The following is a 568-nucleotide window of genomic DNA, read 5'->3' as shown; positions in this document are numbered from 1 at the left end:
CATAGGGCGCGAAGGCCGCCGGGAACAGGGCCAGCAAAACCGAGAACCCGATGATGATGCAGCCAGCGACAAAGCCGGGCTTTCGCAGGGCGCGTTGAAGAAAAGTGGCGGGTTTCATGCGGTTGTTGAAGGTCGCGTCACTCATTGCAGGCGCATCCTTGGATCAAGTCTGCTTTGGAACAGATCGGTCATCAGAAAGACGACGGATACCAAAACCGCAAATGTCAGGGTCAGGCCCTGAATCAGGGGGTAGTCACGGGCAAAGATCGCCTCGAGCATCAGCCGGCCCATACCGGGAACGGCAAACACGGTTTCGGTGACCAAAGTGCCGCTCATCAGATTGCCGATGGAAAGCCCTAGCAGAGTCACTGTTGAAATCAGCGCATTGCGTAGAACGTGTCGGCCCATAATCAGGCGTGGCGGCAGGCCCTTGGCGCGTGCGAACTGCACATATTCTGCGTCCAGAACCTCGACAATGGCGCTGCGCAGGTTCCGCATAACGACGGCAGAGGTGTATAACGCGACCGTGACCGAGGGCAGAAACAGGTGATAGAGCCGCTCGGTGAAG

At 57.9% G+C, this 568-nt stretch carries 1 protein-coding gene; it reads right to left on the bottom strand.

Going from position 1 to position 568, the window contains the following annotated elements; all coding sequences use genetic code 11:
• Nucleotides 1–141: 141 nt before the first annotated feature.
• Nucleotides 142–568, bottom strand: a 427-nt coding sequence (locus tag ACR0LL_RS21330) for an ABC transporter permease (RefSeq protein WP_480589337.1), incomplete at its 5' end; no start/stop codon positions are given.

The sequence above is a fragment of the Ruegeria sp. AI2 genome (genome assembly GCF_056541275.1).
This window is presented reverse-complemented; position numbering and strand designations above follow the sequence as displayed.